The organism is Pseudomonas sp. LPH60, from assembly GCF_030718165.1.
Taxonomy (GTDB): domain Bacteria; phylum Pseudomonadota; class Gammaproteobacteria; order Pseudomonadales; family Pseudomonadaceae; genus Aquipseudomonas; species Aquipseudomonas danubii.
Genome location: NZ_JAVAJH010000004.1, coordinates 30,673 through 56,112 on the forward strand (window position 1 = coordinate 30,673; position 25,440 = coordinate 56,112).

19 protein-coding genes are annotated in these 25,440 nt (G+C 59.8%); 16 read left to right on the plus strand and 3 right to left on the minus strand.

Annotated features, from left to right (window positions below; genetic code table 11):
- Positions 1–56 precede the first annotated feature (56 nt).
- From Q8O96_RS14940 to Q8O96_RS14990, 11 genes are all read left to right on the plus strand, one after another.
- The gene (locus tag Q8O96_RS14940; protein ID WP_170002860.1) at positions 57–2,882 is read left to right on the plus strand and encodes an LPS-assembly protein LptD; all 2,826 of its coding nucleotides are present in this window, start codon (positions 57–59) and stop codon (positions 2,880–2,882) included.
- A complete protein-coding gene (gene surA, locus Q8O96_RS14945; RefSeq protein WP_305949032.1) occupies positions 2,863–4,179 on the plus strand; it encodes a peptidylprolyl isomerase SurA in 1,317 nt (438 codons plus the stop codon). The genes Q8O96_RS14940 and surA overlap by 20 nt, the downstream gene beginning before the upstream one ends.
- On the plus strand, positions 4,176–5,165 hold the full coding sequence (gene pdxA, locus Q8O96_RS14950) for a 4-hydroxythreonine-4-phosphate dehydrogenase PdxA (RefSeq protein WP_305949033.1): 990 nt from the start codon (positions 4,176–4,178) through the stop codon (positions 5,163–5,165). Before surA ends, pdxA begins: the two co-directional genes overlap by 4 nt.
- Positions 5,162–5,974: a 16S rRNA (adenine(1518)-N(6)/adenine(1519)-N(6))-dimethyltransferase RsmA gene (rsmA, locus tag Q8O96_RS14955; protein ID WP_102861922.1), complete on the plus strand. Its 813-nt coding sequence runs from the start codon at positions 5,162–5,164 to the stop codon at positions 5,972–5,974. The genes pdxA and rsmA overlap by 4 nt, the downstream gene beginning before the upstream one ends.
- Before the next feature lie 126 nt (positions 5,975–6,100).
- Positions 6,101–6,481, plus strand: coding sequence for a Co2+/Mg2+ efflux protein ApaG (gene apaG / locus Q8O96_RS14960; RefSeq protein WP_025131262.1), 381 nt, complete (start codon positions 6,101–6,103; stop codon positions 6,479–6,481).
- Positions 6,481–7,350 carry a symmetrical bis(5'-nucleosyl)-tetraphosphatase gene (locus Q8O96_RS14965; RefSeq protein WP_102861923.1) on the plus strand — a complete coding sequence of 290 codons (870 nt, stop codon included), beginning with the start codon at positions 6,481–6,483 and terminating at the stop codon, positions 7,348–7,350. The genes apaG and Q8O96_RS14965 overlap by 1 nt, the downstream gene beginning before the upstream one ends.
- A 33-nt stretch (positions 7,351–7,383) precedes the next feature.
- Positions 7,384–7,713: a thiosulfate sulfurtransferase GlpE gene (glpE, locus tag Q8O96_RS14970; protein WP_305949034.1), complete on the plus strand. Its 330-nt coding sequence runs from the start codon at positions 7,384–7,386 to the stop codon at positions 7,711–7,713.
- Positions 7,714–8,012: 299 nt separating this feature from the next.
- Positions 8,013–9,935: a PrkA family serine protein kinase gene (locus Q8O96_RS14975; protein ID WP_016967942.1), complete on the plus strand. Its 1,923-nt coding sequence runs from the start codon at positions 8,013–8,015 to the stop codon at positions 9,933–9,935.
- Between the two features lie 118 nt (positions 9,936–10,053).
- Positions 10,054–11,328 (plus strand): YeaH/YhbH family protein, encoded by a 1,275-nt coding sequence (locus tag Q8O96_RS14980; protein WP_102861925.1) that lies wholly within the window; start codon positions 10,054–10,056, stop codon positions 11,326–11,328.
- Positions 11,325–12,887, plus strand: a complete 1,563-nt coding sequence (locus Q8O96_RS14985; RefSeq protein ID WP_102861926.1) for a SpoVR family protein — start codon at positions 11,325–11,327, stop codon at positions 12,885–12,887. The genes Q8O96_RS14980 and Q8O96_RS14985 overlap by 4 nt, the downstream gene beginning before the upstream one ends.
- 66 nt (positions 12,888–12,953) lie before the next feature.
- Positions 12,954–14,183 (plus strand): multifunctional CCA addition/repair protein, encoded by a 1,230-nt coding sequence (locus Q8O96_RS14990; RefSeq protein ID WP_207166655.1) that lies wholly within the window; start codon positions 12,954–12,956, stop codon positions 14,181–14,183.
- Positions 14,184–14,234: 51 nt separating this feature from the next.
- Here Q8O96_RS14990 and folK read toward each other — a convergent pair whose 3' ends face one another.
- Entirely contained in the window at positions 14,235–14,750 is a 516-nt protein-coding gene (gene folK / locus Q8O96_RS14995) for a 2-amino-4-hydroxy-6-hydroxymethyldihydropteridine diphosphokinase (protein ID WP_102861928.1), read from the minus strand.
- Positions 14,741–15,094 carry a dihydroneopterin aldolase gene (gene folB / locus Q8O96_RS15000; protein ID WP_305949035.1) on the minus strand — a complete coding sequence of 118 codons (354 nt, stop codon included), beginning with the start codon at positions 15,092–15,094 and terminating at the stop codon, positions 14,741–14,743. The genes folK and folB overlap by 10 nt, the downstream gene beginning before the upstream one ends.
- A 74-nt stretch (positions 15,095–15,168) precedes the next feature.
- Here folB and plsY point away from each other — a divergent pair, with 74 nt between their 5' ends.
- Positions 15,169–15,738 (plus strand): glycerol-3-phosphate 1-O-acyltransferase PlsY, encoded by a 570-nt coding sequence (gene plsY / locus Q8O96_RS15005; RefSeq protein ID WP_305949036.1) that lies wholly within the window; start codon positions 15,169–15,171, stop codon positions 15,736–15,738.
- Between the two features lie 38 nt (positions 15,739–15,776).
- Here plsY and tsaD read toward each other — a convergent pair whose 3' ends face one another.
- Entirely contained in the window at positions 15,777–16,802 is a 1,026-nt protein-coding gene (gene tsaD, locus Q8O96_RS15010) for a tRNA (adenosine(37)-N6)-threonylcarbamoyltransferase complex transferase subunit TsaD (protein ID WP_102861931.1), read from the minus strand.
- A 200-nt stretch (positions 16,803–17,002) separates the two neighbouring features.
- Between tsaD and rpsU the strand changes: the two genes are divergently transcribed.
- The 4 genes from rpsU to Q8O96_RS15030 all read left to right on the plus strand — a co-directional run bounded on the left by rpsU (position 17,003) and on the right by Q8O96_RS15030 (position 25,440).
- Entirely contained in the window at positions 17,003–17,218 is a 216-nt protein-coding gene (gene rpsU, locus Q8O96_RS15015) for a 30S ribosomal protein S21 (protein WP_002551877.1), read from the plus strand.
- Between the two features lie 480 nt (positions 17,219–17,698).
- Positions 17,699–19,672 (plus strand): DNA primase, encoded by a 1,974-nt coding sequence (gene dnaG / locus Q8O96_RS15020; protein ID WP_305949037.1) that lies wholly within the window; start codon positions 17,699–17,701, stop codon positions 19,670–19,672.
- A gap of 67 nt (positions 19,673–19,739) precedes the next feature.
- Positions 19,740–21,587, plus strand: coding sequence for an RNA polymerase sigma factor RpoD (rpoD, locus tag Q8O96_RS15025; RefSeq protein WP_102861933.1), 1,848 nt, complete (start codon positions 19,740–19,742; stop codon positions 21,585–21,587).
- A 109-nt stretch (positions 21,588–21,696) separates the two neighbouring features.
- On the plus strand, positions 21,697–25,440 hold the full coding sequence (locus Q8O96_RS15030) for a bifunctional diguanylate cyclase/phosphodiesterase (RefSeq protein ID WP_102861934.1): 3,744 nt from the start codon (positions 21,697–21,699) through the stop codon (positions 25,438–25,440).

Consider the following 25,440-nt stretch of genomic DNA (forward strand, 5'->3'; position numbering starts at 1 on the left):
GAGGCGTGCGGCCCACACCGCGGGCAGATGGCACGCAGGAAGCCCGGACTAATAAGATGGCATTGAAATCCCCCGCGTTTCGTAAAAAATTTCCGTTGCTGGTTACCGGCGGTTTGCTGGCCCTGCAACCTCTAGCCACTTCCTTCGTGGTCGCCGCGGAACAGTATGACTGCTCAGTCTCTGCTTCGGGTGGCTGGGCCTGTGCGCCGAAAGCCAGTGCAGCCCCACTGCCTCCACGGCCGATTCACGATGCCAGCTCGGTCAGTTCCAACGGCGCCACCGCAACCGACAGTGGCACCGCAGAACAAGCTACCGGCGACAAGCCAGTGCTGGTCACCGAGGCCAAAGGCCGGGGTCTGAAGTCCCGCAGCGCGGACTACAGCCACCTCGACTGGGTACCGCGCGAGAAGCTCACCGCCGCTCAATTGGCCGAAACCGGTCCTTACTGCTCTGGTTCCTATATCGAACCAATTCGTCCTGGCATGAATGACAAGACGAATAAAAGTGACGCCCCCACCTTTATCGGTGCCAAGGCCTCGCGTTATCAGCAGGAAGAACAGGTGGCGACCCTGGCCGGTGACGTGGTCATGCGCCAGGGCAGCATGCAGGTCGAAGCCGACGAGGCCAACCTGTATCAGGCCGAGAACCGTGGCGAGCTCAGCGGCAACGTACGCATCCGCGATAACGGCACGCTGATGGTCGGCGACCACGCCGACGTGCAACTCGACACTGGCGAAGCCAAGGTCGATAACGCCGAATACGTGATGCACAAGTCGCGGGTTCGCGGCAGTGCGCTGTATGCCAAGCGTGCGGAAAACGCCATCATCCGCCTCAAGGATGGTACGTACACCACGTGCGAACCGAACAGCAACGCCTGGCAGCTCAAGGGCAACAACATCACCTTGAACCCGGCCACCGGCTTCGGTACCGCGACCAACGTGACCTTGCGGGTCAAAGACATTCCGGTGCTCTACACCCCGTATATTTATTTCCCGATCGACGACCGTCGTCAGTCCGGCTTCCTGCCGCCGAGCATCGGCACAGGCGGCGATACCGGCTTCATGCTGGTCACGCCCTACTACTTCAACCTGGCACCGAACTACGATGCCACGTTGTACCCGCGCTACATGTCCAAGCGCGGCCTGTTGATGGAAGGCGAGTTCCGCTACCTGACCAAGAGCAGCGAGGGTCAGTTCGGCGCCGCCTACCTCAATGACGACGACACCGATCGCAAGAAGCAGACCGACTACGAAAAAACCCGCTACATGCTCAACTGGCAGCATAAGGGCGGGCTTGATTCGCGAGTGATGACCGAGGTCGACTACACCAAAATCAGCGATCCGTATTACTTCCAGGACCTGGAAACCGATCAGATCGGCGTGAAAACTAACGATTACGTCAACCAGCAAGGCGTAGTGACCTACCGTGGTGATGACTACACCGCACGCCTCAACGTACAAGCGTTTGAGCTGGCAAGCGTCTCCAACATCACTCCGTACAACAAGCTGCCGCAGATCACCTTCAACGGTGCGCTGCCGTACCATCCGCAAGGTCTGGATTTCACCTATGAAACCGAGCTGGTTCGGTTTGAGCGGGATCTACTGAAGGGCAACTACACAGATAAAGATGGCGGACCGATTGACCCTATCACCGGGCTGGTAGGCAATCCGCGCCTGGACACCAACGTAGCGGGCCTGGCCCGCGCCAACGGTGATCGCTTGAACCTCAAGCCCGGTGTCAGCCTGCCGTTGAACTGGAGCTATGGCTATCTGACTCCATCCCTGAAGTATATGTACACCCAGTACAATCTTGATCTGGATGGCCAAGGCAAAGACGACTTGGTCACCAACAGGAATAGAGCTGCTGCCTTGGGTGAGTCGTACAAGAGCTCACAAAACCGCGGCGTACCAATCGCCAGCGTCGACGGCGGCCTGTACTTCGACCGTGACACTCAATGGTTTGGCAAGAACTACCGCCAGACCCTGGAGCCGCGTGCGTTCTACCTCTATGTACCCGAGGAAGACCAGAAGGACATCCCGGTATTCGATACCGGCGAATCCACCTTCAACTACTCGTCGCTGTTTCGTGAAAACCGCTTCTCTGGTTCAGACCGTGTCGGCGACGAGAACAAGCTGTCTCTGGGCGTGACCAGCCGCTGGATCGAAGACAACGGCTTCCAGCGTCAGCGCGTCAGCGTTGGCCAGGCCCTATACTTCAAGGATCGCACCGTCCAGTTGCCAGGTATCGACTACCGCACTCGCGACGATGCAACGTCCAACGTCTCGCCTTACGCCCTTGAATACGAATACCGTTTCAACCGCGACTGGCGCGCCAACGCAGAGTACAACTGGGACCCGGACAGCCACACCGCACGCTCCGGCAGTGCGATGTTCCACTACCAGCCTGAAGACAACCCGAACAAGGTGGTCAACGCCGGCTATCGCTATCGCAACGACCAGATCCGCTACGACCAGAACAGCGGTACCTGGAAAATGGGCGGCGACTACGGCACTCCAGGTACGCCTGGCTACGTGAAGGACTACTACAAGATCCAGCAGCATGACTTCTCGGTGATCTGGCCGATCGTGCCGCAATGGAACGCCATCAGCCGCTGGCAGTACGACTACAACCGTAACCGCACGCTCGAGGCCTTCGGTGGTTTCGAATACGACAACTGCTGCTGGAAACTGCGCCTGATCAGCCGTTACTGGGTCAAGTATGACGAGTTCAGTCAGAACGCTCCGGAGAACGAGAAAGGCGACCGCGGCATCTTCCTCCAAATTGTTCTGAAGGGTCTCGGTGGCGTCATGGGCACCAAAGTAGAGAGCTTCCTCGACAAAGGCATCCAAGGTTATCGTGAACGTGAAGACCAAGCTTTCTGATTGTCTGCGCCCGCTGATGTTGGGCGCGCTGTTCCTGAGCACTGCGGCCAGCGCCGCAGTGCAGTCCATCGACAAGGTTGTGGCCATCGTCGACAACGACGTGGTCATGCAGAGCCAGTTGGACCAGCGGGTTAACGAAGTTCAGCAAACCATCGCCAAGCGTGGCGGTGGTGTGCCGTCTACCAGCGTCCTGGAACAGCAGGTTCTGGAGCGTCTGATCGTTGAAAACCTGCAACTGCAGATTGGCGAGCGTTCCGGCATCCGCATCACCGATGAAGAACTGAACCAGGCCATCGGCACCATTGCCCAGCGCAACAGCATGAGCATCGAGCAGTTCCGTGCCGCTCTGGCCCGCGACGGCCTGTCTTATGAAGACGCTCGTGACCAGGTGCGCCGTGAAATGATCATCAGCCGCGTGCGTCAGCGCCGGGTGGCCGAGCGTATTCAGGTATCGGAACAGGAAGTGAAGAACTTCCTGGCCTCGGACCTGGGCAAGATGCAGCTCTCCGAAGAACTGCACCTGGCCAATATCCTGATCCCGACCCCGGAAAGCGCCAACTCCGAAGCGATTCAGAGTGCCGCCCGCCAGGCCATGGACGTGTACCAGCAACTCAAGCAAGGTGCGGACTTCGCGCAATTGGCGATTGCCCGCTCCGGCAGCGACAACGCCCTGGAAGGCGGCGACATGGGCTGGCGTAAAGCTGCTCAATTGCCTCCTCCGTTCGACCGTGAACTGAGCGCAATGGCCGTGGGCGATATCACCCAGCCAGCGCGCACCCCAGGCGGCTTTATCATTCTCAAGCTGCTGGACAAGCGCGGTGGCGGCAATCAGGTGCGCGATGAAGTGCATGTGCGCCACATCCTGATCAAGCCAAGCGAGATTCGCAGCGAAGAAGAGACCAAGCGCCTGGCGCAGAAACTCTACGACCGCATCGAAGCCGGCGAAGACTTTGCCGAACTGGCGAAAAGCTACTCGGAAGACCCGGGTTCGGCGCTCAACGGCGGCGACCTCAACTGGATCGACCCGAACGCCCTGGTGCCTGAGTTCCGCGAAGTGATGGCCAAGACCCCACAAGGTCAACTGTCCAAGCCGTTCAAGAGCCCTTATGGCTGGCATGTACTGGAAGTCCTTGGCCGTCGCGCCACCGACAGCACCAGCCAGGCCCGCGAGCAACAAGCCATGACCGTCCTGCGTAACCGCAAGTACGACGAAGAGCTGCAGACCTGGTTGCGGCAGATCCGTGATGAGGCCTACGTCGAGATCAAACTGCCTGGCGCTGAACAGGCGGCCCAGTGAAACCCAGACGTTTCGCTCTGACACCCGGCGAACCGGCGGGTATAGGTCCTGACCTGTGCCTGCTGCTCGCCTCGCAACCCCAGCCATACCCCCTGATTGCCATCACCAGCCGCAACCTGCTCCTTGAGCGGGCCGCGCAGCTGGGTGTGGCAGTCAATCTGCTGCCGGTGACCCTGGAACAACTGCCGAGTCAACCCGCCCCCGCAGACAGCCTGTATGTCTGGGACACGCCCCTGGCCAAGCCGGTAGTCAGCGGCCAGCTGGACCAGGCCAATGCCGCCTTCGTCCTGGAAACCCTGACTCGCGCCGGCCAAGGCTGCCTGGATGGGCACTTTGCCGGCATGATCACGGCCCCCGTGCACAAGGGCGTGATCAACGACTCCGGAATCGCCTTTTCCGGGCATACCGAATTTCTCGCGGACCTGACCCACACCGAACAAGTGGTGATGATGCTGGCCACCCGTGGCCTGCGCGTGGCCCTGGTGACCACCCACCTGCCCTTGCGGGAGATTGCCGACGCCATCACCGTAGAGCGCCTGGAACGGGTCACACGAATCCTGCATGCCGACCTGCAGCATAAGTTCGGCATCCCCCAGCCACGTATCCTGGTGTGTGGGCTCAACCCTCATGCCGGTGAAGGCGGACACCTGGGCCGCGAAGAAATCGACATCATCGAACCTACCCTAGAGCGTCTGCGCACCGAAGGCATGGACCTGCGCGGCCCACTGCCTGCCGACACTCTGTTTACCCCCAAATATCTGGAGCACTGCGACGCAGTGCTGGCGATGTACCACGACCAAGGCTTGCCCGTGCTGAAATACAAAGGCTTCGGCGCGGCCGTCAATGTGACGCTCGGCCTGCCGCTCATCCGCACCTCCGTCGACCACGGCACCGCCCTGGACCTGGCCGGCAGCGGCAAGATCGACACCGGCAGCCTGCAGGTCGCCCTGGAAACCGCCTACCAGATGGCCGAGAACCGTTTATGAGCGAGCAATACCAACACCGGGCGCGCAAGCGCTTCGGCCAGAACTTCCTGCACGACGCCGGCGTCATCGACCGCATCCTGCGGGCCATCCACGCCAAACCCGAAGACCGCATGCTGGAAATCGGCCCGGGCCAGGGCGCCCTGACCGAAGGCCTGCTGGGCAGCGGAGCCCAGTTGGACGTGGTGGAGCTGGACAAGGACCTGATCCCGATCCTCAACCAGCAGTTCGCCGGCAAGAGCAACTTCAACCTGCACCAGGGCGATGCCCTGAAGTTCGACTTCAATACACTGGGCGCCGCACCAAGCAGCCTGCGGGTGGTCGGCAACCTGCCCTACAACATCTCCACCCCGCTGATCTTCCACCTGCTGCAGAACGCCGGGCTGATCCGCGACATGCACTTCATGCTGCAAAAGGAAGTGGTCGAGCGCCTGGCCGCCGGCCCTGGTGGAGGTGACTGGGGTCGCCTGTCGATCATGGTTCAGTATCACTGCCGAGTGGAACATCTGTTCAACGTCGGCCCCGGCGCCTTCAATCCTCCACCGAAGGTTGATTCGGCCATCGTGCGCCTGGTACCTCACGCGGTGCTGCCACATCCAGCCAAGGATCATCGCCTGCTGGAACGCATCGTCCGCGAAGCCTTCAACCAGCGCCGCAAGACACTGCGCAATACCCTCAAGGCCCTCCTCAGCAGCGCCGAGATCGAAGCCGCCGGTGTCGATGGCAGCCTGCGCCCCGAGCAGCTGGATCTGGCCGCCTTTGTACGCCTGGCCGATCAATTGGCCGACCAGCCCAAGCCTGCCAACGACTGAGAAACGCCCTTGCCCGAGATCGGGTAGGACGCCGGACAGGATGTCTGGTTTACTACCCGATACTTGACCTAGACTGACCTCCATCAGCTTTGTCCCGCGCCCCGCTTTGCTTTAAAGGCCTTTTGCATGTCCGATCCTCGTTATCAGGTCGACGTCAGCGTCGTCACCCGCTTTCTGGCAGACCAATCGCAACCCGAGCAGAACCGTTTCGCTTTCGCCTACACCATTACCGTTCAGAACAACGGATCACTCCCGGCCAAGCTGCTGTCCCGGCACTGGGTGATCACCGACGGTGATGGCCATGTAGAAGAGGTTCGTGGCGCTGGCGTGGTTGGCCAGCAGCCATTGATTGCCGCTGGCAAGAGCCACACCTATAGCAGCGGCACGGTGATGACCACCCGGGTCGGTAACATGCAGGGCAGTTACCAGATGCTGGCCGAGGACGGCAAACAGTTCGACGCCATCATTGCCCCCTTCCGCCTGGCGGTCCCCGGGGCCCTGCACTGATGGCAACCTACGCCGTCGGCGATCTGCAAGGCTGCCTGGAACCGCTGCAGTGCCTGCTTGAACAAGTCGCGTTCGACCCTGCCAGGGACCGCCTGTGGCTGGTGGGAGACTTGGTCAATCGCGGCCCACAGTCACTGGAAACCCTGCGCTACCTTTATTCCATCCGCGATTCGCTGGTTTGCGTGCTGGGCAATCACGACCTGCACCTGCTGGCAGCCTGGCGCAATATCGAACGGCTGAAGAAGTCCGACACGCTGCGGGAAATCCTTGAAGCCCCAGATTGCGAAGAACTGTTGCAGTGGTTGCGCCAGCAAAAGTTGATGCATTACGACGAAGCCCGCAACGTGGCCCTGGTCCATGCCGGCATCGCCCCGCAGTGGTCCCTGAAGAAGGCCCTCAAGTGCGCCGCCGAAGTCGAGGAAGCGCTACGCGACGACAACCTCTTCGAGCCCTTCCTGGACGGCATGTACGGCAACGATCCAGCGAAATGGGACAGCGACCTCAAGGGCGTGACCCGCCTGCGCGTCATCACCAACTACTTCACCCGCATGCGTTTCTGCACCAGCGAGGGCAAGCTCGACCTCAAGAGCAAGGAAGGACTGGACACCGCACTACCGGGCTACGCGCCCTGGTTCAGTCACAAGGAGCGCAAGACTCGGGACCTGAAGATCATCTTCGGTCACTGGGCGGCCCTGGAAGGCCATTGCAACGAACCCGGCATCTTCGCCCTGGACAGCGGCTGCGTCTGGGGCGGGGCCATGACCTTGCTGAATGTCGATACCGGCGTGCGCCTGACCTGCGATTGCGACGCCCAGGGGCACACTGCGCCCCTTTCCCCAGAACCCTTGCCCGTCCCGGCAAAGCGCTAGTCGGCGCTGACTATCTAGCTCCAGGAGCCCGCCATGAGCGAATTCAAACGCATCCCTCCAGAACAGGCCCAGGCACTGCGCGAACAAGGTGCCGTGGTCGTGGATATCCGCGATCCGCAAACCTATGCACTGAGCCATATCAGCGGCGCGCAACACTTGGATAATCACTCCATTTCCGACTTCATTCGTGGTGCCGACCTCGATGCCCCATTGGTGGTGGTCTGCTATCACGGCAACTCCAGCCAGAGCGCCGCCGCGTATCTGGTGAGCCAGGGTTTTTCCGATGTCTACAGTCTCGACGGCGGCTTCGAACTGTGGCGCAGCACCTACCCGACGGAAACCGCCCAAGGCGGCGCCGAATAATTTTTTTCCTCAGCTCCAGCCCGCGTACTACGTGGGCTGACGCGCCACCGGACGAACGGTAGTGCGCAACTAATTCCCCATCTCGCCTTGACCTCCCGGATTCCGAACTATCCTTAGCCTCAGGCCATCCAAATCAGGGGAGAGCCGGTACACCGGCGAGCGGGTCATCGGTACTAGCTTTCAAGGTCGATAGCTTTGAAAGTGTTCTGGGGGGTAAACAGCAGCTGGAAACTCAGCTGCATGCCAGCACTTGACTGACTGATCCGACGCCGGCTCCACGTATCGAGCGAGGTGACGTCATGAGTATTTTTAGCCACTTCCAACAACGCTTCGAATCCACACGCCAGGAAGAGTTTTCGCTGCAGGAATACCTGGAACTGTGCAAAAAGGACCGAAGCGCCTATGCATCCGCCGCCGAGCGCTTGCTATTGGCCATCGGCGAGCCCGAGCTGCTGGACACCTCGACCAACTCGAGGCTGTCGCGAATCTTCTCCAACAAGGTAATCCGGCGCTATCCGGCCTTTGAAGACTTCCATGGCATGGAAGAATGCATCGACCAGATCGTCTCCTATTTCCGCCATGCTGCTCAGGGCCTGGAAGAGAAGAAACAGATCCTCTATCTCCTGGGTCCGGTGGGCGGTGGTAAATCGTCCCTGGCCGAGAAGCTCAAGCAACTGATCGAAAAAGTGCCCTTCTACGCCATCAAGGGCTCCCCGGTCTTCGAATCGCCGCTGGGCCTGTTCAATGCCACGGAAGATGGCGCCATTCTCGAAGAAGACTTCGGCATCCCGCGGCGCTACCTCAACACCATCATGTCGCCATGGGCCACCAAGCGCCTGGCGGAGTTTGGCGGTGACATCAGCCAGTTCCGGGTGGTGAAACTTTACCCGTCGATTCTCAACCAGATCGCCGTGGCCAAGACCGAGCCCGGGGACGAGAACAACCAGGACATCTCGGCCCTGGTGGGCAAGGTGGATATCCGCAAACTGGAAGAATTCCCGCAGAACGACGCCGACGCCTACAGCTACTCTGGGGCACTGTGCCGGGCCAACCAGGGCCTGATGGAGTTCGTCGAAATGTTCAAGGCACCGATCAAGGTGCTGCACCCATTGCTCACCGCCACCCAGGAAGGCAACTACAACAGCACCGAAGGGCTGGGGGCGATCCCCTTCACCGGCATCCTGCTGGCCCACTCCAACGAATCGGAGTGGCACACCTTCCGCAACAACAAGAACAACGAAGCCTTCATTGACCGTATCTACATCGTCAAGGTGCCTTACTGCCTGCGTGTCAGCGATGAGGTGAAGATCTACGACAAGCTGCTGTTCAACAGCTCGCTGGCCAAGGCCCATTGCGCCCCCGACACCCTGAAGATGCTGGCACAGTTCACTGTGCTGTCGCGCCTCAAGGAGCCGGAAAACTCCAATATCTACTCGAAGATGCGCGTCTATGACGGCGAGAACCTGAAAGACACCGATCCCAAGGCCAAGTCGATCCAGGAGTACCGCGACAGTGCCGGCGTCGATGAAGGCATGAATGGCCTATCGACCCGCTTTGCCTTCAAGATCCTGTCAAAAGTCTTCAACTTCGATCCCCATGAAGTGGCGGCCAACCCGGTGCACCTGCTGTATGTGCTGGAGCAGCAGATCGAGCAGGAGCAGTTCCAGGCAGAAACCCGCGAGCGCTACCTGCGCTTCCTCAAGGAGTACCTGGCACCACGCTACATCGAGTTCATCGGTAAGGAGATCCAGACTGCCTACCTCGAGTCCTACAGCGAGTACGGCCAGAATATCTTCGACCGTTACGTGCTCTACGCGGACTTCTGGATTCAGGATCAGGAATACCGCGACCCGGAAACCGGCGAAATCCTCAATCGCGTTGCCCTCAACGAAGAGCTGGAGAAGATCGAAAAGCCTGCGGGCATCAGCAACCCGAAAGACTTCCGCAACGAAATCGTCAACTTCGTCCTGCGGGCACGAGCCAACAACAATGGCAAGAACCCCACCTGGCTCAGCTACGAGAAGCTGCGGGTGGTCATCGAGAAGAAAATGTTCTCCAACACCGAGGATCTGCTGCCGGTCATCAGCTTCAACGCCAAGGCCAGCAAGGAGGATCAGCAGAAACACAACGACTTCGTCACACGAATGGTCGAGCGCGGCTACACCGACAAACAGGTACGGCTGCTGTCCGAATGGTATCTGCGGGTCAGAAAATCGCAGTAAAGCAGCTGCAAGCTTCTAGCCACAAGCTGCAAGCGCGGTGCCGTAGAGCCCTCACAGGCTCTGCTGCAGCGTGACTTACGGCTTGAGGCTTATGTCTTGAAGCTCCCCGGAGGGGCCCATGAGCTATGTGATCGACCGACGTCTCAATGGCAAGAACAAGAGCACGGTGAACCGCCAGCGGTTTCTGCGGCGCTACCGTGACCACATCAAAAAGGCCGTCGAAGAGGCCGTCAGCCGCCGCTCCATCACCGATATGGAGCATGGCGAACAAATCAGTATTCCCGGACGGGACATCGACGAACCGGTGCTGCACCACGGCCGTGGCGGCAAACAGACCGTGGTCCATCCCGGCAACAAGGAATTCACGGCTGGGGAGCATATCGCCAGGCCTCAGGGTGGTGGTGGAGGCGGTGCTGGCCGCGGCAAGGCGGGCAATTCCGGCGAGGGCATGGATGAGTTCGTCTTCCAGATTACCCAGGAGGAATTCCTCGAGTTCATGTTCGAGGATTTGGAGCTGCCCAACCTGGTCAAACGCAACCTGACCGGGACAGACACCTTCAAGACCGTGCGTGCCGGGATCAGCAACGAAGGCAACCCATCGCGGATCAACATCATCCGCACCTTGCGCTCGGCCCACGCCCGACGCATTGCCTTGTCCGGCAGCAGCCGGGCCAAGCTGCGGGAGGCCAAGGAGGATCTGGAGCGCTTGAAGCGGGAAGAACCGGACAACTTCGGCGATATCCAGGAACTGGAAGCTGAAATCGAGCGCCTGAGTGCGCGGATTCACCGCGTGCCCTTTCTCGACACCTTCGACCTCAAATACAACCTGCTGGTGAAACAGCCCAACCCCAGCTCCAAGGCGGTGATGTTCTGCCTGATGGACGTATCCGGCTCCATGACCCAGGCGACCAAGGACATAGCCAAACGCTTCTTCATCCTTTTGTACCTGTTCCTCAAGCGCAACTACGACAAGATCGACGTGGTCTTCATCCGCCACCACACCAGCGCCCGGGAAGTGGACGAGGAAGAGTTCTTCTATTCCAGGGAAACCGGCGGGACCATTGTCTCCAGCGCGCTGAAGCTGATGCAGGAAATCATGGCCGAGCGCTACCCGAGCAACGAATGGAACATCTACGCCGCCCAGGCCTCCGACGGCGACAACTGGAACGATGACTCACCCATCTGCCGCGATATCCTGATCAACCAGATCATGCCTTTCGTGCAGTACTACACCTACGTGGAGATCACTCCACGTGAACACCAGGCCCTGTGGTTCGAGTACGAACGTATCGCCGAGGCCTTCTCCGACACGTTCGCCCAGCAACAATTGGTTTCGGCCGGCGATATCTATCCGGTCTTCCGTGAACTCTTCCAGCGCAGGTTAGTGACATGACCGCCAGAGAGCAGAAGCGCCAACCTATCTCCACCGGCTCGGAATGGACCTTCGAGCTGATCCAGGCCTACGACCGCGAAATCAGCCGTATCGCGGCTCGCTATGCTCTGGATACCTATCCCAACCAGATCGAAGTGATCACCGCCGAGCAGATGATGGATGCCTATGCCTCGGTGGGCATGCCTTTGGGTTATCACCATTGGTCCTATGGCAAGCACTTTCTCAGTACCGAAAAGTCCTACAGCCGTGGGCAGATGGGACTGGCCTACGAGATCGTGATCAATTCAGACCCTTGCATCGCCTATCTGATGGAGGAGAACACCATCTGCATGCAGGCCCTGGTGGTGGCCCATGCCTGCTACGGCCACAACAGTTTCTTCAAGGGCAACTACCTGTTCCGCACCTGGACCGATGCCAGCTCGATCATCGATTATCTGGTGTTCGCCAAGCAGTACATCATGCAATGCGAGGAACGCCATGGCATCGATGCCGTGGAGGATCTGCTGGATTCCTGCCATGCCCTGATGAACTACGGCGTCGATCGCTACAAGCGGCCTTACCCGATCTCCGCCGAGGAAGAACGGCGCCGGCAGAAGGATCGGGAAGAGCACCTGCAGAAACAGATCAACGACCTGTGGCGCACGATTCCCAAAGGCGCGGACAAATACAGCGACAAGGACAACGCGCGATTCCCCGCAGAGCCTCAGGAAAATATCCTGTATTTCATCGAAAAACATGCGCCATTGCTGGAGCCCTGGCAGCGAGAAATTGTCCGCATCGTGCGCAAGATCGCCCAGTACTTCTACCCGCAGCGCCAGACCCAGGTGATGAACGAAGGCTGGGCCACCTTCTGGCATTACACCCTGATGAATGACCTGTATGACGAAGGCCTGGTCACCGACGGCTTCATGATGGAATTCCTCGCTTCCCACACCAGCGTGGTTTATCAGCCGGGATTCGACAGCCCTTATTACAACGGCATCAATCCTTACGCTCTGGGTTTTGCCATGTACCGGGACATCCGCCGCATGTGCGAAGACCCCACCGAAGAAGATCGCCGCTGGTTCCCGGAACTGGCCGGCACCGACTGGCTGTCGAGCATCAAGTTCGCCATGAGCAGTTTCAAGGATGAGAGCTTCATCCTGCAGTATCTGTCCCCCAAGGTGATCCGCGACCTCAAGCTGTTCAGCATCATGGATGACGACCAGAAGGATGACCTGCTGGTACCAGCAATCCATGATGAAAGCGGCTATCGAATCATTCGGGAAACCCTGGCCGCGCAATACAACCTGGGCAACCGTGAACCCAACGTGCAGATCTGGAGCATCGACCGTCGTGGCGACCGCTCGCTGACCCTGCGCCATCAGCAACACGATCGCAAACCCTTGGGGGATTCCACCGAGGAGGTGCTCAAGCACCTGCACCGCCTCTGGGGCTTCGATATTCACTTGGAAACCCTGCAGGGCGATCAGGTGATAAAAACCCTTCACGTACCGCCGAGAAGCGATCACAACGAAAACGACTACGGACGACTGGACCTGGCAGTCATCCACCTCTAAGCCCAAGAACGAGCCTCCGTTAGCGCGACACAAGGGTTATCCTGTCGTGCTAACGGAGGTTTTTTTATGCGGATTTATAAAGTCGGCGGAGCTGTACGCGATCGCCTGCTGGGCAGACCAGTCACCGACGTCGACTGGGTCGTGGTGGGCGCCAGTGCGCAAGACATGATCGCCAAGGGCTTTCGCCCGGTTGGCGCCGATTTTCCAGTGTTTTTGCACCCCAAGAGCGGCGAGGAATACGCCCTCGCTCGAACCGAGCGCAAGAGTGGACGGGGTTACGGCGGTTTCACTTTCCATGCCAGTCCGGAAGTCACCCTGGAAGAGGACCTGATTCGCCGCGACCTGACGATCAACGCCATGGCCGAAGATGATCAGGGTCTTGTGACTGATCCTTACAACGGTCAAAAGGATCTGGAAAACCGGCTGTTGCGCCATGTTTCACCGGCATTCGCCGAAGATCCCTTGCGAGTTCTGCGAGTGGCACGCTTTGCCGCGCGCTACGCCGACCTGGGTTTCAGCGTGGCCCCTGAGACACTTGAATTGATGCGCCAACTCAGCGAGTCAGGCGAGCTTCAAGCCCTGACGGCGGAACGCAGCTGGAAGGAGATGTCTCGCGCCTTGATGGAGGATCAGCCTCAGGTCTTTATCCAGGTATTGCGTGACTGCGGCGCCCTGGCCGTACTGATACCTGAGGTCGACGCACTATTCGGCGTTCCCCAGCCACCGACCCATCATCCGGAAATAGACACCGGCCTGCATACCCTCAGCGTGTTGCAGCAAGCGGCGCTGCACCAGCAGCCCCTCTCGGTACGTTGGGCTTGCCTGCTCCACGACCTGGGCAAAGGCGTGACACCCGAGGAGGAGTGGCCACGCCACATTGGTCACGAGCACAAGGGACTTGAACTGATCAAGGCCGTCAATGAGCGCTTCAAGGCCCCACGGGAATGCCAGGAGCTGGCGCTGTTGGTGGGGCAGTATCACACCCACGCCCACAAGGCCCAGGAACTGAAGGCTTCGACACTGCTTGAGCTGCTGCAAAGCTTCGACGTCTTCCGCCGTCCGCAGCGCTTTGAAGAGTTCATTGCCGCTTGCGAAATGGACGCCCGTGGTCGCCTGGGGCTGGAGTCACGACCCTACCCCCAAGCAGATTACCTGCGCGGCGGCGCCAACGCGGCGCGCTCAGTGGCGGTTCAACCTTTACTGGAGCAGGGCTTCAAAGGCCCGGAACTGGGTGAGGCGTTGAGGCTGGAGCGACTGAAGGCAATCAAGACCTACAAGGAACAGCACGCATCCTGAGAAACGGCTGACAAGGCTCCAGCCTTGTCAGCACAAGGAGAGTCCGAGGAGTTACAGGCCCGGAGGCGTCAGTTGCCTGCCCTGCCATTCGAACGCCACGGGCGCTAGAACCTGATCGATCTGCGCCTCATCCCAAAGCATCCCCAAGCTCTTGCCGGCCAATGGATGTAGCCGCTCCGGCGCCATCAGCGACAGCGGCCAAAGCACAAAGGCATTCTTCAGGATTTCCGCACGGGGCAGGATCAGGCCATCGAAATTGCCAGTCAGGTCGCCGTACAGCAGCACATCGATATCCAGTGGCAAACCTTTGCGGTCCGGGGCATAACGACCGTTGTCCGCCTCGATGAACTTCAAACGCCGGTCCAGTTCAGTCAACGGCAAGTCGGTGTAACCCGACACCACCAGATTGAAGAACGGACCGCTCTTGATTCCCACCGGCTGGCTTTCAAACACTGCCGAGCAACGCATATCCACCAGGAAACCGGCCAAGGCATCGAGCCCGGCCCGCAGATGAGCTTCACGCTCGATATTGCTACCAAGCCCCAGAAACACCTGAGTCAGAGACATCCGCGCTCGATCTCCACACCCACGCCAGTGGCGGCCGGAACAGCGCCTGGCTTGGTCAGCTTCAAATGCAGCCAAGGAATGTGAAACTCGCTCATCAACACTGCGGCAAGACGCTCGGCAAAGGTTTCCACCAACTGGTACTGGGCCTGCTCGGCAAACGCCTGGATCCGCGCGGAAACACTGGCATAATCCAACGCCAGCGTCAGATCGTCCCCAGCAGCAGCCGGACGATTATCCCAAGCAAAGCTCAGATCAAGACGCAGACACTGTCGGATGCCACGCTCCCAGTCGTAGGCTCCAATCACGGTGTCCACTTCCAGTCCTTCGATAAACACTCTGTCCAAGCACTCTTCTCCGCAGCACGACAAGGGCGCAATGCGCCGTTAGAATCAGGGCATCCTCGCCCGGAATAGTTAGCATGTTTTGGTTACTGGCGATTCTCGCCTACCTGCTTGGCTCTCTGTCCTTCGCCATTTTGCTCAGCCGCCTCACGGGCAACCCCGACCCGCGAATGAGTGGATCGGGCAATGCCGGTGCCACCAACATGCTGCGCCTGGCTGGCAAAAAACTCGCTGTCCTAACCCTGCTGGGGGATCTGTGCAAAGGCCTGGTGCCTGTGCTGATCGCCCACCTTGCGGGGCTTTCGTTGCAGCAACAGGCGTGGATCGGACTCTACGCCGTAATCGGCCACCTGTTCCCACTGTACTTCCGCTTTCGCGGCGGCAAAGGCGTCGCCACTGCTGCCGGCATGTTGCTGGGGCTCTATCCCCCGGCGGCGCTCCTGGCCATCGCCGCCTGGGCGCTGACCTTCTACCTGACCCGCACCAGCTCGCTGGCCGCCCTGATCGCCACCCCCCTGACCCTGCCGCTACTGGCCTGGCAGGAACCTGAGGCACTACTACCGATGAGCGTAATCACGCTACTGATCGTTTGGCGCCATCGCGGCAATCTACGCGACCTGTTTGCCGGGCGCGAACGGCATTTTTGAATCCGACAGATGAAAAGACTTCAGCTTGCGCGTCTCTCTCAGAGTGCTGACAGCTGCTCCATCGGCCAGCGTGCCTGCACACTGATCGCCAGGCTTTCCTGCTGTCCGGCCTGCAAACGCTGACAGCCGGCATAGGCGATCATCGCGCCGTTGTCGGTGCAGAACTCGGGACGAGCGTAGAACACATTGCCGTTCATCTCGGCGAGCATGTTTTCCAGGGAGGCTCGCAGGGCCTTGTTGGCACTCACCCCCCCAGCAATGACCACACGCTTGAGGCCTGTCTGCTTTAAGGCGCGCTTGCACTTGATGGTCAAAGTTTCCACCACCGCTTGCTGGAAGGCGAGAGAGATGTCGCAACGGGTTTGCTCACCGTCGTCTCCAGCACTGACGCACTGCTGCCAGGTGTTCAGGGCGAAGGTCTTCAAGCCGCTGAAGCTGAAGTCCAGGCCCGGACGATCGGTCATTGGCCGCGGGAAGACAAAACGCCCAGGGACGCCCTGTGTTGCCAGGCGGGCGATCTCGGGGCCGCCTGGATAATTCAGGCCAATCATTTTCGCGGTCTTGTCGAACGCTTCGCCTGCCGCATCGTCCAGGGTCTCGCCCAACAGCTGGTATTGGCCGATGCCATCAACCCGGACCAACTGGGTGTGGCCGCCCGACACCAACAAAGCGACGAACGGAAATTCCGGCGGATGTTCCTCGAGCATCGGCGCCAGCAGGTGACCTTCCATGTGATGCACGCCCAGGGCCGGAATCCCCCAGGCAAAGGCCAGCGCCTGGGCGCAGGAGGCACCTACCAACAAGGCGCCCACCAAGCCGGGACCTGCGGTATAGGCGATGGCATCGATCTCGGTGGAGACACAGTCAGCTTGCGCCAGGACCTGACGAATCAGGGGCAGCATACGCTTGACGTGGTCACGAGAGGCCAGTTCCGGCACCACGCCACCGTAGACGCGATGCAGGTCGATCTGACTGAACAGCGCGTCGGCCAGCAGGCCACGCTCACTGTCGTAAAGCGCGACGCCGGTTTCGTCGCAAGAGGTTTCTAATCCCAGTACTAGCATGGGTTTGCGCCTTGTAGAGGCTGAATTCGAAGGCGCGCATAATAGTCGCCACTCCTGCGCCCGGCCAGCGGTTTTCGATCAGAGGCTTTGCATTCCGAGCGTTGAGGGGTTAACATCCGCAACCCTTAAAAACCGACGACCTCAGCCGCGATTTTTGCGACGAGAACGTTGACCCCGGTAATGAATGAAGGTAGCTCTGGATGCCAGCCGTCAAAGTTAAAGAGAACGAACCCTTCGACGTAGCTCTGCGTCGTTTCAAGCGCTCCTGCGAAAAAGCCGGTGTTCTGGCTGAAGTTCGTAGCCGCGAATTTTACGAGAAGCCGACTTCCGAGCGTAAGCGCAAAGCAGCTGCTGCTGTTAAGCGTCACGCCAAGAAAGTTCAGCGCGAACAGCGCCGCGCCGTACGTCTGTACTAATACACAGACGTTCGCTGCAAGCTTCTGCCAAGCCCGGCCCTCAGCCGGGCTAATGGCATTTGCGGAATACGCTTGATGCTTCACCGTCAAAGCCGCCCATGCGACCCAGACGAATCTGCTTCACCACGTCAGACCTGGCTTCTTGCCAGCGGTGCACGTCTTTTCTGACGAGCCTTCCAAGGCTACTGACGAGCACACCCTTACTGATTCCTGCAGACGATCAGCCCAAGGCGCCCTTCTCCAGCGCCCGCTTGATGAGCTATCCGAGGCCCTCCAATGGCCACTGTCGGACTCAGCGCACTGCCTCAAATAGTCGAATACTGATTGCAATTAACGTCAGTGGACGTTCGGCAGATACACTTCCCGACTGCGATCAAGCCGAAAACCAGGTCGAGCCGCGCCCTCTTCAGGCCCCGCCTCACCTGATCTTTCGACAGCGTCGCCAGGGCTATTTTTCCCCGCAGTGATGACGAGAACGCAATGGCCGGGCTTATTCCCCAGAGCTTTATTGACGACCTTCTGAACCGCACCGACATCGTCGATGTAGTCAGCTCGCGCCTGCAGATCAAGAAAGCCGGCAAGAATTACACAGCCTGTTGCCCATTCCACAAGGAAAAGACCCCCTCCTTCAGCGTCAGCCCCGACAAGCAGTTCTATTACTGCTTCGGCTGCGGCGCAGGCGGCAATGCCCTCGGCTTCATCATGGACCACGACAACCTGGACTTTCCCCAGGCCGTCGAGGAACTGGCGAAAGCTGCCGGCATGGAGATCCCCCGCGAGGAAAGCAATCGCGGCCAGCGCAAACCACGACAACCCACAGACTCACCGCTGTACCCGCTGCTCAGCGCCGCTGCCGACTACTATCGCCAGGCACTGAAAAGCCACCCGGCACGCAAGGCAGCAGTCGACTACCTCAAGGGGCGCGGCCTCACCGGCGAAATTGCCCGGGACTTCGGCCTGGGTTTTGCGCCGCCCGGCTGGGACAACCTGTTCAAGCACCTGAGCAGCGACACTCTGCAGCAGAAAGCCATGATCGATGCCGGACTGCTGATTGAGAACGCCGAGACCGGCAAGCGCTATGACCGCTTTCGCGATCGCGTGATGTTCCCGATCCGCGATACCCGCGGCCGGATCATTGCCTTCGGCGGCCGGGTGCTGGGGGACGACAAACCCAAATACCTGAACTCTCCGGAAACTCCGGTATTCCACAAGGGCCAAGAGCTTTACGGTCTGTTCGAAGCCCGCAAGAACAACCGCAACCTCGACGAAATCATCGTCGTCGAAGGCTATATGGACGTGATCGCCCTGGCCCAGCAGGGCCTGCGCAATGCCGTCGCGACTCTGGGCACCGCCACCAGCGAGGAACACCTCAAGCGCCTGTTCCGCATCGTGCCCAACGTATTGTTCTGCTTTGACGGCGACCAAGCCGGACGCAAAGCTGCCTGGCGCGCCCTCGAGGCCACCCTGCCCTGCCTGCAGGACGGGCGCCGCGCGCGCTTCCTGTTCCTGCCGGAAGGGGAAGACCCCGATACCCTGGTCCGCTCCGAAGGCACAGACGCCTTCCGCGCCCGCATCAACCAGCACGCCCAGCCGTTGGCGGACTATTTCTTTCAACAACTGATCGACGAGGCCGACCCACGCTCACTGGAAGGCAAGGCTCATCTGGCGACCCTGGCAGCACCGCTGATCGAGAAAATCCCAGGGGCCAACCTGCGCACCCTGATGCGCCAGCGCCTGACCGAAATCACCGGTCTGACCAATGAAACGGTGAATCAACTAGCCCACAGCGCCCCAGCGGAAGCCCCCCCAATCTATGACGCTGGCATCGACTACGACGCCATGCCGGATTATGCCGACTACCACGAGCCCCATCAGGAAGCGTACGCCCCCCAAAAAGAGTGGACGCCGAAGAAAAGCGGCGGTGGCAAGAAATGGGAAAACAAGCCCTGGGACAAGAACAGCAAAGGCAAGCGCCAGGGCGATCGCGACCAGCCTCGCGGCCCTCGCGTCCCGGCGGCGGTGGAGCCTCCTACGCTTGCAGCCTTGCGCACCCTGCTGCATCACCCGCAACTGGCAGAAAAAGTTGAAGATGCCGGACATTTTGCCGATGACGACAACACCAACACTCAGTTGCTGGTGGCCCTGATCGAAGCCGTACAGAAAAATCCTAAGCTACGCTCTATTCATCAGCTGATGGCGCGCTGGCACGGTACTCAACAGGGGCACCTGCTTACCGCACTGGCAGAAAAAGAGTGGTTGATCGACGGAGATAACCTTGAACAACAGTTTTTCGACACCATTAATAGCTTGTCCGCTCGCCAACGCGAGCGTGTTTTAGAACAACTTCTCAGGAAATCGCGCCAAAGCGAGCTCAGCAGCGAAGAGAAAATACAGCTGGTTGAGCTTCTAAAACGCAATGTTCCCGCATCAAACCCGACCTCAACTGGCGCGTGAGGTCATAGCTCGGGTATAATCCTCGGCTTGTTTTTTGCCCGCCAAGACCTTCAGTGGATAGGGTGTTATGTCCGGAAAAGCGCAACAGCAGTCTCGCCTCAAAGAGTTGATCAGCCGTGGACGTGAGCAGGGTTACCTGACTTACGCGGAGGTCAACGACCACCTGCCGGAGGATATTTCAGATCCGGAACAGGTGGAAGACATCATCCGCATGATCAACGACATGGGGATCAACGTATTCGAGAGTGCTCCGGATGCGGATGCCCTTTTGTTGGCCGAAGCCGACACCGACGAAGCAGCAGCTGAAGAAGCCGCCGCAGCGTTGGCGGCTGTGGAAACCGACATTGGTCGCACTACCGACCCAGTGCGCATGTACATGCGCGAAATGGGTACGGTAGAGCTGCTCACACGTGAAGGCGAAATCGAAATCGCCAAACGTATCGAAGAGGGCATCCGTGAAGTGATGGGCGCAATCGCGCACTTCCCTGGCACGGTTGATCACATCCTCTCCGAATACACTCGCGTCACCACCGAAGGTGGCCGCCTGTCTGACGTTCTCAGCGGGTACATCGACCCGGATGACGGCATTACGCCGCCTGCCGCCGAAGTACCGCCTCCTGTCGACACCAAAACCGCGAAAGCGGATGACGACAGCGATGACGAAGAAGCTGAAGCAACCGAAGACGAAGAAGAAGCCGAAAGCGGTCCGGATCCGGTCGTCGCTGCACAGCGCTTTGGCGCCGTCGCCGATCAGATGGAGATCACCCGCAAGGCGCTGAAGAAGCACGGCCGCGAGAACAAGCAAGCCATCGCCGAGATGTTGGCCCTGGCCGAACTGTTCATGCCGATCAAGCTGGTTCCGAAGCAATTCGAAGGCTTGGTTGAACGTGTACGCAGCGCCCTGGATCGTTTGCGTCAGCAAGAACGCGCCATCATGCAACTCTGCGTGCGTGATGCCCGCATGCCGCGTGCCGACTTCCTGCGCCAGTTCCCGGGCAACGAAGTGGATGAAAGCTGGACCGACGCCCTGGCCAAAGGCAAGAGCAAGTACGCCGAAGCCATTGCCCGTCTGCAGCCGGATATCATCCGTTGCCAGCAGAAGCTGACCGCGCTTGAAGTTGAAACCGGCCTGAAGATTGCCGAGATCAAGGACATCAACCGTCGCATGTCGATCGGTGAGGCCAAGGCCCGCCGCGCGAAGAAAGAGATGGTTGAAGCCAACTTGCGTCTGGTGATCTCCATCGCCAAGAAGTACACCAACCGTGGCCTGCAGTTCCTCGACCTGATCCAGGAAGGCAACATCGGCTTGATGAAAGCGGTAGACAAGTTCGAATACCGTCGCGGCTACAAGTTCTCGACCTATGCCACCTGGTGGATCCGTCAGGCGATCACTCGCTCGATTGCCGACCAGGCCCGCACCATTCGTATTCCGGTGCACATGATCGAGACGATCAACAAGCTCAACCGCATTTCCCGGCAGATGCTGCAGGAAATGGGTCGTGAACCGACCCCGGAAGAGCTGGGCGAACGCATGGAAATGCCTGAGGACAAGATCCGCAAGGTATTGAAGATCGCTAAAGAGCCGATCTCCATGGAAACCCCGATCGGTGATGACGAAGACTCCCATCTGGGCGACTTCATCGAAGACTCGACCATGCAGTCGCCAATCGATGTAGCCACCGTTGAGAGCCTGAAAGAAGCGACCCGCGAAGTACTCTCCGGCCTCACTGCCCGTGAAGCCAAGGTCCTGCGCATGCGCTTCGGCATCGACATGAATACCGACCACACCCTTGAGGAGGTTGGTAAACAGTTCGACGTGACCCGTGAACGGATTCGTCAGATCGAAGCCAAGGCGCTGCGCAAGCTGCGCCACCCGACGCGAAGCGAGCATCTGCGCTCCTTCCTCGACGAGTAAGACCAAAACCCCCAGCCCAGCTGGGGGTTTTGCTTTTTGCAGATCCCCCCTCTCCCACCCCATAGCCCGTCTACACTCGAAACATTCCCCGTGCCATAACGAGACGGTTATGCCCAGACTGTCGGCCATGCTTCTGCTGGCGCTACTTACCTGGACCGCAACGGCTGGCGCGCTGACTCTCACCGATGAAGAACGTGGCTGGCTCAAGGCCCACCCGCAACTGCGCCTGGGTGTAGATGCCTCCTGGCCGCCCTTTGAGTATCGGGATGAAGAGGGCCGCTACCAGGGCCTGGCAGCAGACTACATCCAGCTGATCCAGGAACGCCTGTCAATCACCCTGACGCCCGTCGAACCGGCCAGTTGGACCGCCGTGCTCGAAGATGCCAAGCAAGGCAAGCTGGACCTGCTGCCCGGCATCATGTCGACCCCGGAACGCCAGAGCTACATGGCCTTCACCCGCCCCTATCTCGACTTCCCCATTGTTATCCTGGCCCATGCAGGTGGCGCACAACCGCGCAACCTCAAGGATCTCTACGGCCTCAAGGTCGCGGTGGTGGAGAACTACGCCCCCCACGAGTTGCTGCGCACCCAACACCCGGACCTGAACCTGGTGGCCCTGCCCAATATCAGCTCGGCCCTGCAGGCCCTGGCCACCGACGAGGTGGACGCCGTAGTGGGCGATCTGGCCTCCAGTGTCTGGAGCCTGCGCCAGCTCAAGCTCGAGGGCCTGTACGTCAGCGGCGAAACCCCTTATCGCTACCAGTTGGCCATGGGCGTCCCACGGGACAGCAAGATCCTGGCGGGCATACTCGACAAGGTCCTGGCGGACCTCAGTGCCGAGGAAATCAGCGAGATTCAACAACATTGGGTCGGCAGCGTCCTCGACCATCGGACGTTCTGGTCGGATGTCCTGATGTACGGTCTGCCCGGCCTCCTGCTGTTGGTCACAGTGCTGGCGGTGGTGATCCGCATCAACCGTCGCCTGAGCTCGGAGATCTCCCGCAGGGTGGCTCTGGAACAAGAATTGCGCCGCAGTGAATACCATTACCGCAGCCTGGTGGAGAGCCTCTCGGCCATCGCCTGGGAGGCGCGTGTCAGCGACTTCACTTACAGCTATGTCTCCCCCCATGCCGAGGCCCTGCTGGGCTACCCCCTATCCCACTGGCTGATCCCGGGGTTCTGGCGCAACATCATCCACCCCGCCGACCTGACTCGCGCCCAGGCCTTCTGCGACCACGAAGTACAGGCCGGACGCGACCACAGCCTCGACTATCGAGTGATCACCGCCGACGGCCGATGCCTCTGGGTGCGCGATATCGTCAGCCTGATCGAACACGGCCATGAGCCGGTGATGCGCGGCCTGATGATCGACATCAGCGAGACCAAGCACACCGAAGAGGCCCTGCGCCTTTCCGAACAGAAGTTCGCCTCGGTGTTCCAGCAGTGTCCGGACATCCTGGTCATCGCGCGTCTGTCCGACGGCTGCCTGCTGGAGGTCAACAAAGCCTTCGAGGAGCAGATCGGCCTGAGCGCCGAAACCGTGATTGGCCAGACCGCCACCGAACTGAATATCTGGGGCATCCCGGGGGTCGGCCCGAGCCTCTTGCAGCGCTTGCAGGCCGGTAGCATCCGCAACCTGGAAATGCCCTTCCGCCGCCACAATGGCCAACTCTTCACCGGCCTGATCTCCGCCGAACCCTTCGACCTCGACACCACCCCGGCGCTGGTGGTGGTAGTCCGCGACATCAGCCAGCTCAAGGAAACCCAGCAACAGTTGCAGACCTCAGAGGAGAAGTTCGCCAAAGCCTTCCATGCTTCACCAGATGGGCTGTTGCTGACCCGGCAACGGGATGGACTGCTGATCGAGGTCAACGAGGGCTTTAGCCGCATCACCGGCTTCAACAGTGCCATGTCCCTGGATCGTTCGACTCTGGACCTGGGAATCTGGGTCAACCTCAACGAGCGCAAGCAGCTGCTCGACCTGCTGCAACGGGACGGTTTTGTCCGTGACTTCAGCTGCCACATCCGACGCAACGATGGCCAGATCCGTCTCTGTGAACTGTCGAGCCGACCGCTGCCCATTGGCGGCGACGACTGCATGCTGACCATTGCCCGGGATATCACCGACCGCCAGTTGATGCAGGAAAAACTGCAGCAGGCCGCCACGGTGTTTGAGAGCACCGCCGAAGGCGTAATGATCACCGATACCCAGCAGCGCATCAGCGCCGTCAATCGTGCCTTCAGCGAGATCACCGGTTACAGCGAAAGTGAAACCCTGGGACACACACCGCGCCTGTTGGCGTCCGGCCTGCATGACAGCGCCTTCTATGCGGCGATGTGGCACCAACTGACCCTGGAAGGCCACTGGCAGGGCGAGATCTCCAACCGCCGCAAGAACGGCGAGCTCTACCCCAACTGGCTTACGATCAACGCAGTGCGCAACAAGGATCGGCAGATCACCCATTTCGTTGCGGTGTTCGCCGACATCTCCAGCCTCAAGCATGCCCAGGCACGCCTCGACTACCAGGCCCACCACGATCCCCTCACCGGACTGCCGAACCGCACCTTGTTCGAAAGCCGCTTACTGACGGCGCTCAACAGCCAAGAGGAAAACGGCAGCCAGGGCGCCGTGCTGTTTCTCGACCTGGACCGCTTCAAGCACATCAACGACAGCCTTGGGCACCCGGTGGGCGACCTGCTGCTCAAAGGCATCGCGGTACGTCTCAAGGAACAGTTGCGAGACATCGACACTGTCGCCCGCCTGGGTGGGGACGAATTCATCATCTTGCTTCCGGGCCTGCATCAGGCCAGCGACGCCGACCATATCGCCACCAAGCTGCTGAACTGCTTCACCGCCCCCTTCCAGGCAGGCGAACACGAGTTCTTCATCAGCGCCAGCATCGGCACCAGCCTGTACCCCAAGGACGGCTGCGACGTTGCCACGCTGATCAAGAACGCCGACGCCGCCATGTATCGCTCCAAGGCCAAGGGGCGCAACCGGGTCGAGCGCTACACCCGCGACCTGACCGCCCAGGCCAGCGAACGTGTCGCCCTGGAGCACGAACTGCGACGAGCCATCGAACGCGGAGAGCTGTCTCTTTATTTCCAACCCAAGATCAGCCTCAGCAGCCACGAACTGGTGGGGGCCGAAGCGCTGATTCGCTGGCACCACCCCAACTTCGGCGACGTCCCCCCCGAGCATTTCATTCCATTGGCGGAAGAGAACGGCATGATCCTGCTGATCGGGGACTGGGTACTGGAACGGGCCTGCCAGCAACTCCATACCTGGAGTCAGCGCTATGAGAATTTCGGGCCACTGTCAGTGAATCTGGCAGGTGCCCAGTTGCGCCAACCCAACCTGCTGGGCCGCATCGAACAACTACTGCGCGACTATGACCTGCCGCCTGGGTTGCTGCAGTTGGAAATCACCGAGAACTTCATCATGAGCCAGGCCGAAGAAGCCCTGGAGGTACTGCATCAGCTCAAACGCCTGGGAATGCAACTGGCCATCGACGACTTCGGCACCGGCTACTCGTCCTTGAGCTACCTCAAGCGCCTGCCTCTGGACTTTCTCAAGATCGACCAATCATTCGTCCGCGGCTTGCCGGACGACCCCCACGATGTGGCGATAGTCCGCGCCATCATCGCCCTGGGCCGCAGCATGCAATTCACGGTCATTGCCGAAGGTGTTGAAAACCAGGCCCAGCAGACCTTCCTCACTCTCGAAGGCTGCGAGCAGATCCAGGGCTACATCGTCAGCCTGCCCCTGGAAGCCGATGAGTTCTGCGCAACCTTCCTGCAGATCCGGGTTTCCGACTTTTCGGATAGCACAGCCGAGAAACCATCGTTATAA

Bases quoted from the DNA above. Each gene is read 5' to 3' on its own strand.
- Q8O96_RS14990 (WP_207166655.1), top strand. From the start codon at position 12,954: ATGCGGATTTATAAAGTCGGCGGAGCTGTACGCGATCGCCTGCTGGGC.
- Q8O96_RS14940 (WP_170002860.1), top strand. From the start codon at position 57: ATGGCATTGAAATCCCCCGCGTTTCGTAAAAAATTTCCGTTGCTGGTT.
- tsaD (WP_102861931.1), bottom strand. From the start codon at position 16,802: ATGCTAGTACTGGGATTAGAAACCTCTTGCGACGAAACCGGCGTCGCG.
- rpoD (WP_102861933.1), top strand. From the start codon at position 19,740: ATGTCCGGAAAAGCGCAACAGCAGTCTCGCCTCAAAGAGTTGATCAGC.
- Q8O96_RS14980 (WP_102861925.1), top strand. From the start codon at position 10,054: ATGAGCTATGTGATCGACCGACGTCTCAATGGCAAGAACAAGAGCACG.
- folK (WP_102861928.1), bottom strand. From the start codon at position 14,750: ATGTCTCTGACTCAGGTGTTTCTGGGGCTTGGTAGCAATATCGAGCGT.
- Q8O96_RS14985 (WP_102861926.1), top strand. From the start codon at position 11,325: ATGACCGCCAGAGAGCAGAAGCGCCAACCTATCTCCACCGGCTCGGAA.
- rpsU (WP_002551877.1), top strand. From the start codon at position 17,003: ATGCCAGCCGTCAAAGTTAAAGAGAACGAACCCTTCGACGTAGCTCTG.
- Q8O96_RS15030 (WP_102861934.1), top strand. From the start codon at position 21,697: ATGCCCAGACTGTCGGCCATGCTTCTGCTGGCGCTACTTACCTGGACC.
- Q8O96_RS14975 (WP_016967942.1), top strand. From the start codon at position 8,013: ATGAGTATTTTTAGCCACTTCCAACAACGCTTCGAATCCACACGCCAG.
- glpE (WP_305949034.1), top strand. From the start codon at position 7,384: ATGAGCGAATTCAAACGCATCCCTCCAGAACAGGCCCAGGCACTGCGC.
- Q8O96_RS14965 (WP_102861923.1), top strand. From the start codon at position 6,481: ATGGCAACCTACGCCGTCGGCGATCTGCAAGGCTGCCTGGAACCGCTG.
- rsmA (WP_102861922.1), top strand. From the start codon at position 5,162: ATGAGCGAGCAATACCAACACCGGGCGCGCAAGCGCTTCGGCCAGAAC.
- plsY (WP_305949036.1), top strand. From the start codon at position 15,169: ATGTTTTGGTTACTGGCGATTCTCGCCTACCTGCTTGGCTCTCTGTCC.
- apaG (WP_025131262.1), top strand. From the start codon at position 6,101: ATGTCCGATCCTCGTTATCAGGTCGACGTCAGCGTCGTCACCCGCTTT.
- dnaG (WP_305949037.1), top strand. From the start codon at position 17,699: ATGGCCGGGCTTATTCCCCAGAGCTTTATTGACGACCTTCTGAACCGC.